Origin of the sequence: Allocoleopsis sp., from assembly GCF_036703385.1 — a bacterium.
Taxonomy (GTDB): domain Bacteria; phylum Cyanobacteriota; class Cyanobacteriia; order Cyanobacteriales; family Coleofasciculaceae; genus Allocoleopsis.
Genome location: NZ_DATNPA010000590.1, coordinates 1 through 7,871, shown reverse-complemented (window position 1 = coordinate 7,871; position 7,871 = coordinate 1). Strand labels below are relative to the sequence as shown.

The window sequence follows — 7,871 nt, the reverse complement described above, 5'->3', positions numbered from 1 at the left end:
AAAGGCTTATGATTTATAGAGTAAGGAGTAAGTGTGAATAATTTGTGAAAATTTTAAACCCAATCAGTTTACTCATTACGGAGCCGACACGTCCTTAGCGTTAGGCGAAGCGATCGCACCCACCTTTCACGTCATTTGTGTCCAAACCCGTTCCGTAGAAACCTGTTTTTGCCGCTTCTCTTTATCCAACCGCCTCCGCCAGTAATCCAAGGCAGGGGTATCAGGGTTCGTCATTGCCCACATATTCAACCAGGAACGAGCCGCATCCTGGTTCTTTTGAGCCAGGTAAAGTTCGATTTGAGCGTGGCAAAAGGCATCAAATTCGCTGTAGTGAAAGCGCTTGCGAGATGCCAAGGGTTGCAGTAGGGCTTGGGCTTCATCTAGTTCACCCTTTTTGATATGACTGTTGGCAAGACCAACACGAGCAAACACATAGTCTGGGTCTTGTTGGTGCAGTTGCTGTACAATCTCCAAGGCTTCCTCTGAGCGCCCCTGACGCTCATAAGTGCCAGCCAAGTTATAGCGCAAATCAGAGGCATTCGGTTCTATCTTCAATGCCTGTTTAAGTAACTGCTGACTCTTCTCCACCTTGCCTTGTTTGACAGCCATTACAGCATCCCGTGCTAATTTTTGCACCCGTGGCTGGTGGGGTTGAGTTTGTTCGTCATGAATTTCAAAGCCCAGCAACATGAGTTCTCGCCATTCTCCCTCCAGCCACATCCGAACCAGTCCTGGGGCAAACAGTCCAGCTTGAGAGGCAATTTGAGCCGCCTGTTGGCGCAATTGATCCGGTCCACGCTGACTCAGGGCAAAGTCTCGTAGGGCAATCTGCATCTCTGGGGTATTAGCCAGGAGGGCTAAGGTTAAGGCAAACTGACGGGCTTTCGCATCTCCTCGATCAAGGAGTAGGGGGACTAAGGCGACAATTTCTGGATGCTGTTGCAGGTAGTGTTGGGCGGACTCCCGCAGAAATGTTTCGTCTGTGATCCGTTCTGGCTCGTGCAGTGGTGCAAGGTCAAGAAACGCCTGTGGGGTAATCCAAGAGTTCAGGTTAAATGGCCAAGGAGCATGACGCTGACCCATGAGTTGCTGCGAATCGTCCAGGTTTTCTTGAGCCAGTTCAAATCGAGAGTCTAGTTTAAGCGCCTGCTGCCAATACTGACGAGCCTGTTTATCTTGCCTCAATCGCATGGCAGCCACTCCAGCCAAATGATATAGCAAGGGGTTCATTTCAGCGGAGTCGGAGACACCTGCTTGTTGAGCCCCCTGAAAGGCATCCAAAACTCCTTGGTCATCCCCTAAGAACGAGAGTGCTTCTGCCTTTTTGATCCAACTATCCTGATGCTCTGATTCTAGGGCTTTGAGCCTTTCGGCTAACATTTTAGCCTCCTCCAGCTGACCATTGAGGCAGCGATAACGGGTGAGATTTGAGAGAGCATGGATATTATTGGGGTCAAGGTCGAGTACCTGTTGTGCTGTCGCGATCGCTTGTTCTAAATCGCTTTCCAAAAAGTAGATCAGGCTAAGATTGTTCAGGTCTGGAATCGAATCGGGACGGATACGCAATAGGGCTTCCAACGCTTGACGCCCCTCCACATATTGACCTTGCTCGATGCAGGATTGGGCAGTTTCATGTAGGACAGCAACTTCTAGGCTCTCTTCTACACTCAACCCAACTTCAGCAATAATCTGGCTTTTAGTCTCTTCTAACTGCACTATGGTATCGCGGATTTCGTTGGCGCGATGATGGTTAGGCCAGCGAGAGAGAAGTTGCTGAAAGGTTCGCAGCGCTAATATGGGGCGCAAGTTAGCCACATAGGCTCCGGCTAACATCAATGTAACGTCGGGGTCGTCAGGTTTTAGCTGGCTTAAGCGAGAGCAGACCAACTGATACTGCGGTGAATCTTGGATGATGTGATAGAGGGTTGCCAAGGCCGCAAGCACTTCAGCTCGGTTCGGATACTTTTCATCTAGAGATTCCAGAACCTCGCGTGCCTGCTTCCATTGCCCACGACGCATCATGGCCTCAGCTTTACTCACATTGACCAGTACGGGTTGGGAGCCAAAACCCTTGAGTTGCAGGTCTGGGCGGCGTTTCTTTTTGGACATAATCGCACCCTCTAGTTCTTCAGCTTTAGTGTACCAAGCTCACTCTCAGCAGAAACTTATTCTCTTTCAGTTGTTTCTCAGTCCAGATTTAACGGACTAGAGCTTAATATGCCATTAGTTAAACCTGCCGTAGAGGGCAAGGTCTTGCGCCTCTACAAGATTGACCGACAACATTGGGATGCTCCGTTCCCACACTGAGCAATGAGACCCATGTAGGCTTTCTAGCATTACGGACGAACATCAAGAACGTGTAGTTCGAGATAAAATCTGACCGTAAATAACAACGTTCTACTATTATTGCTATAAATTCATGTTGCTATTTAGCTCATTTTTTCATGTTAATCAGGAAGATTAAAATGATAATTAATCAAGGACAAAATTGCGGAATTAGGGTAGGGATAGGCACAAAGATAAACGGAATAACGAAGATGATTAAATTGGGGAAATACCTCTTTTCCCTGCTTATCCTCCTTGTCCTACTTTTCCCATCTTATCCATCCCTTGGTTATGCCATGCCCCAAGGTGTATTAATGCAACCGGGTCAAGGTTCTTCTTACTGGGTATTAGGGGATTTGTATACCTTGAAGGCAATGGGTGAAGATACTGGAAAAGCCTATGCACTCATGGAGATTCTGGTACAGCCGCAAAGCGCAACACCTCCTCACATTCATAGCCGCGAAGACGAAGCCTTCTATATTCAAGAGGGAGAGTTAGAGTTCCAGGTTAGCGATCGCACAATTGTGGCAACGCCCGGAACCTTCGTCCATTCTCCCAAAGGACAACTCCACAGCTTTAAAAACAGGGGTTCAAAGCCAGCTAAAATGCTGTGTTGGGTGACGCCAGCAGGGTTAGAAAAATTTTTTGCAGAAGTAGGTGTACTCTTTGAAGAGCGATCGCCTTCACCCCCTCCTGTCAGTCCCGCAGATATCGAAAAAATTATGGCAACCGCTCCCAAGTACGGTTTGGAAATTATACCCCCTCCTAGCCCCCAAGCCTAAACTTTCTTCTTCAGAGGCACTGGAGAAAGCAGTTGAATGAAAATTCATCCTGGCAGCTCAAGGGCTGCGATCGCTGCGAATTTGAACTGACCCTCAAGATTGGTTCGCTCTATTGCTTTGCCAAAGTGTCTAAGTGTTTCCCTCATGCTTGAGAAAACAGGTGGCTGTATCTTTACAAACACCGAAACTCACGGAATAAAATAGCAAGTAGAGGAATATGTAAACCGAGGGAATATCTATGCTCAAAAGTGTGGTTGTAGCCTTGGTAAGTTTGGGGTTAGTCATACTAGTTACCTTAGGACTAACTCCAGCTGACGCGGCTACGACTAACTCAGAAACCTACATCTGGAGCTTTGCCTCCTTAGACAGCAATCAACTGGTTTGCAAGCAAGTTGTGATGCATCCAGAACAATCATTCCATCGTCGCTCGTCCAAAGAGCAAGTTGTACAGATGAGTTCCACATCCACCATTGTGAGCGATCGCTATTGTGCGAATTCAGCCAAGCCTGATGTAGCAGGCGGCTAAGCTGACTTTTCTACCGAGTTCTTCAAGAAGTGTCCAATTAGGTAAAGAGAGCCACACAAGACAATTAAACGTTGTGATGTCTCAGCCGGGTTGGAAGTTGCGGCTTCCAACCCCTGCTCTAATTGGGGATAGGTGCGGCAATCCGCAAGTTCTGGACAAACGTTTTGAGCTAAAATTGCCAGGGCATTTGGGTCGGCGGAGCTGTGGTCAGGGACGGGTACAAGGTACAATCGGTCACCCGATCGCAGCAGAGCGTCGAAGATATCTGCATGATCTTTTGTGGAGAGGATGCCCATTACCCAAGTTACTGGTGTATTGAGTGTATCAACATATTGACGGAGAGCTTTTGCAGCGGCTGGATTGTGAGCACCGTCGATGAGTAGGCGATGATTGCGCCAAGTCGTCCACTGAAGGCGTCCCAGCCATTGGGTTTTTGCCATGCCCTTTTGGATTGCCTCGTCGGGAATCTCCCAACCCTGTGAACGGAGAATTTGTAAAGTTGCGATCGCAATTGCTGAATTACTGAGCTGAATCTCCCCCAGTAAGGGCAAAGGGTACTGAATTCCCTCATATTCTGCCCAATTTTTTGGGAACTTCCCTTTGGTAAGGCTAGGGTGTATCAACAACTCTTTCTCGCCCCCTAAATCCCCCAATTCTGGGGGACTTTGAGATTCTTCCCCCATGCATTGGGGGGTTAGGGGGGGTAACTCTATTGCTGATTTTACCCAAACGGTAGGGCATTCTAATTCTGTGATGCGCTGTTCTACAACCGCCTTGGCTTCTGGGGGAAGTTGTCCAATTACCGCCGGACATGCGGGCTTGAGGATACCCGCTTTCTCTCTGGCGATGTCCGCTAAAGTAGGGCCAAGGTTTTGCCAATGTTCCCGACTTAGAGATGTGATAATACTGACTAAAGGATAATCAGATACATTGGTTGCATCTAACCTGCCGCCCAATCCCACTTCCATCACAGCAATGTCAACCTGCTGCTGGGCAAAATACAACCAAGCGGCAGCAGTAATCACTTCAAACTGAGTCGGTGAATCTTCACAGTCTTCGGGAATTGCCGCTTTGACTTGTAGTAGCAATTCTGCCAAAGCGTCTGTTGAAATTGGCTGCTCGTTCAAACAAATTCGCTCATTCCAATCGACTAAATGAGGTGACGTGTAGCGTCCCACTCGATAACCTGCCTCAGTGAGTACGGCGGAGAGATAAGCACAGACGGAACCTTTGCCATTGGTTCCCGTGACATGAAGGATGGGGACGTGGTGTGGGTTACCCAAATCTGCCAAGAGTCGCTGAATTCGCTCTAAGCCGAGATGGACACCAAAGCGTTGAAAGGGTTTAAGAAAAGAGTCGATGTCCATGTTGTTAGTTGGCAAGTCTTTTGAGTCGCTTCACCAATGCTATAACCATCAATCCCAGAACCACGCTTTCAAACAGGCACTTGTTCGGCACCATTGTCTATTCGGTTTTGGCTGTCAGGACTGATGAAGAAATATACCCCAAAAGCTGACTCTACTGGCTGATCAAGTTTCTTCCATCTATAACGGGTTGCGATCGCGCCCGTAGGGCGCTTTCAAGAAACACATTGTAAAACTATTCTCTTTTCTCGCCTTTAACGGGTGATTTTGGGCGAAAAAAGGGAGATGAGCAGAGCGATCGCGTCTACTTCCGGCGGGCTAGAGACTAACTACGCTAGAAAATAGCTAGTACAGACATCCAACTGACTGGCAGACATCTCACTGACTGGCTATGAGTACACTAGTTGTCATTAATACAGCATTCCCACTTCCCGCTCCCGACATCGAAGCCTTAGTCGAAGGGCGGACAATCGTTGCTATGCCTGGGATATTCATCAATCCGGGGCGGCAATTTGCTCTCTACCCCACCAATACCTCCGTGAACGCGCTGCCAACGGAGCAGTATTATCGGTCAAATTTTTTATCAACTGTTCACAGAACTCTAGCAGAACTAGATTCTGAGACGGTTTTGATTAAAGCTTGGGCGAGGTGTGAACTCTGTCAAGTTATCGATGAGACTGAATCTCTCGGTGTCTTGTCTGAGCTAACAGTATGGACGAAGAACGCCTTACAGCAAACTCGCTCAAGGCGGGGAAATATATTTCTCGCCTTGTTGAGAGTTTACCGACTCCCTCAGCCAATAGAACTACCAGCACAGAGAAATCCCCGGTTTTTTCCTCTGCCGCAACCGTTGACGGGGACTGAAGCAACTCCGGTTTTGGGCGATATCTTTTTTGAACAGCGCTGTCGTCAACTGATAGAGCCAAAGTCGTCACTCCATCCGGAGTTGGAAGTCGTGCAGGGAGCGATCGCACCGCTCTCAAAAACGAACCTCGCCGCGAAGGAACTTGATTACGAACTCAAAACTTTCCTCGGTTGGAGTGGTTACAAGTCTACCGGGCCGATCGCTCCTACTTTAGTTTGGATTCAAACCATTGCCAAAGTCGGCAATTCCAGCGATCGCGACAGCTTTGAGACGTTAGTGCGTAAAAGCTTGATCGAGCTGGGGTTTACGAACTGCAACCAGAATTCTAAAGCTAGTCTTAATGCTGAGGCAATTGAGGAGGGAGAGAGCTTAGATTTTTATTGTGACGCTCCCTATCCAGTGGTGGGAGAGTTGAAAGCCGGTCAACACGAGAACGAGCCGAATAGTTTATCTGACCAACTGATACATCTGGGTCATACTGATGTTGGCAATTCACAGTTTGACGATTCTGTCAAGCTTATTTTTGCCACTGACCCTTTAAGTCAATCCGATTGCAAGGCAGCTATTGAGAACAAAATGAATGTTATTCGTCCTGAAACCTGGCAGAGGTTAGTTGAATTAAAGGCACAGCACCGAGGCTCGATCAACTTGCTAGAACTCAAACCTTGTTTACAGCAAGCACCCTTTGGTGAAGAGGCTGATACGAAAGTAAACCGCTACATTGACAGAGTACAACAAGATATCAAAGTGCGATCGCGTCTGGTTGAACTGGTCAAAAATTACCTACACAACGCGGGTTTGAGAGAGACCACGGTTGACCCTATTTATAAAATGTATATCGCTTCCCCATCCCCTCAGTCCCTAACCCCAGAAGAAATGCATGAACTTTTGATTGAGCTTTCCTCACCTTTAACGGGTTATTTGGGGCGAATGAAAGGAAAAGATTGGAGGAGCGATCGCTTCTACTTCTTGCGTGACTTGAAGCTTGAGTAATGGCTGGCTTCAACAGAGATGGGGAACTAGATTTTCATGAGTGTGTTGTATTTGAAAAGCTCACGAAGAGAAGGTTTGAGGAATAGCGATCGCGCAAAGCGCACCGACCCAAAGAAAGGGGCGATCGCTCAAACATCTTTCCCAATACAATCAATCAGCCAGTTCTATGCAACAAATCGAGCGTTACCGTGGGTGTCTTCTCGGCTTAGCCACTGGCGATGCAGTGGGAACAACTCTGGAATTCAGGTCACCCGGCACCTTTACACCCATTAACGATATGGTTGGGGGTGGCCCATTTAGGCTGCAACCAGGGCAGTGGACGGACGATACCTCAATGGCATTGTGCTTGGCGGAAAGCCTGATTGAGCAAAACGAGTTTGTCCCAATTGATCAACTACAAAGATATTTGCGATGGTATAAAGTAGGACATCTGAGCAGTACTGGACGCTGCTTTGATATCGGTAACACGGTACGAAGTGCGCTGATGCGGTTTGAGCAGACTGGGGAACCCTACTGCGGTTCCACAAACCCCCGCAGTGCGGGCAATGGCTCGATCATGCGTTTAGCTCCCGTGCCTCTATTCTTTGCTCAAAATCCTCAAGAAGCGATCGCAAAATCAGCAGCAAGCTCCCGAACGACTCACGGCGCACCTACGGCAGTCGATGCTTGCCGATACCTGGCAGCTTTACTAGTGGGAGCTGTTCATGGAGTTAGTCGAGAGCAATTACTTTCAAGTCACTACAGCCCAATTCCCGATTATTGGCAAGAAAATCCCTTAGTGGACGAAATCGACGAAATTGCAGCAGGGTCATTTAAACACCGGGAACCGCCAGAGATTAGAGGAACAGGCTATGTGGTCGAATCCTTAGAAGCCGCTTTGTGGGCATTTTATCACAGCAAATCGTTTGAAGAAGGATGTCTCTTAGCCGTCAACTTGGGCGATGACGCCGATACAACGGGTGCCGTTTATGGACAGTTAGCCGGAGCCTTCTATGGGGCACAGGGAATACCCCCAT

The 7,871-nt window shown here is 48.2% G+C and carries 6 protein-coding genes; 4 read left to right on the top strand and 2 right to left on the bottom strand.

What is annotated here, in order from left to right; all coding sequences use genetic code 11:
- Positions 1 to 126 precede the first annotated feature (126 nt).
- The gene (locus V6C93_RS28430) at positions 127 to 2,109 is read right to left on the bottom strand and encodes a tetratricopeptide repeat protein (RefSeq protein WP_333480038.1); all 1,983 of its coding nucleotides are present in this window, start codon (positions 2,107 to 2,109) and stop codon (positions 127 to 129) included.
- Positions 2,110 to 2,621: 512 nt separating this feature from the next.
- On the opposite strand from V6C93_RS28430, the gene V6C93_RS28425 reads away from it, so the two are divergent.
- Entirely contained in the window at positions 2,622 to 3,107 is a 486-nt protein-coding gene (locus tag V6C93_RS28425) for a quercetin 2,3-dioxygenase (RefSeq protein WP_333480037.1), read from the top strand.
- A 238-nt stretch (positions 3,108 to 3,345) separates the two neighbouring features.
- Positions 3,346 to 3,633: a hypothetical protein gene (locus V6C93_RS28420; protein ID WP_333480036.1), complete on the top strand. Its 288-nt coding sequence runs from the start codon at positions 3,346 to 3,348 to the stop codon at positions 3,631 to 3,633.
- Here the strand turns inward: V6C93_RS28420 and V6C93_RS28415 are convergent.
- On the bottom strand, positions 3,630 to 5,000 hold the full coding sequence (locus tag V6C93_RS28415; RefSeq protein ID WP_333480035.1) for a folylpolyglutamate synthase/dihydrofolate synthase family protein: 1,371 nt from the start codon (positions 4,998 to 5,000) through the stop codon (positions 3,630 to 3,632). The two genes, V6C93_RS28420 and V6C93_RS28415, sit on opposite strands and share 4 nt — an antisense overlap.
- A 388-nt stretch (positions 5,001 to 5,388) precedes the next feature.
- On the opposite strand from V6C93_RS28415, the gene V6C93_RS28410 reads away from it, so the two are divergent.
- Entirely contained in the window at positions 5,389 to 6,855 is a 1,467-nt protein-coding gene (locus V6C93_RS28410) for a DUF1802 family protein (RefSeq protein ID WP_333480034.1), read from the top strand.
- Between the two features lie 166 nt (positions 6,856 to 7,021).
- Positions 7,022 to 7,871, top strand: an 850-nt coding sequence (locus tag V6C93_RS28405) for an ADP-ribosylglycohydrolase family protein (RefSeq protein WP_333480033.1), incomplete at its 3' end; no start/stop codon positions are given.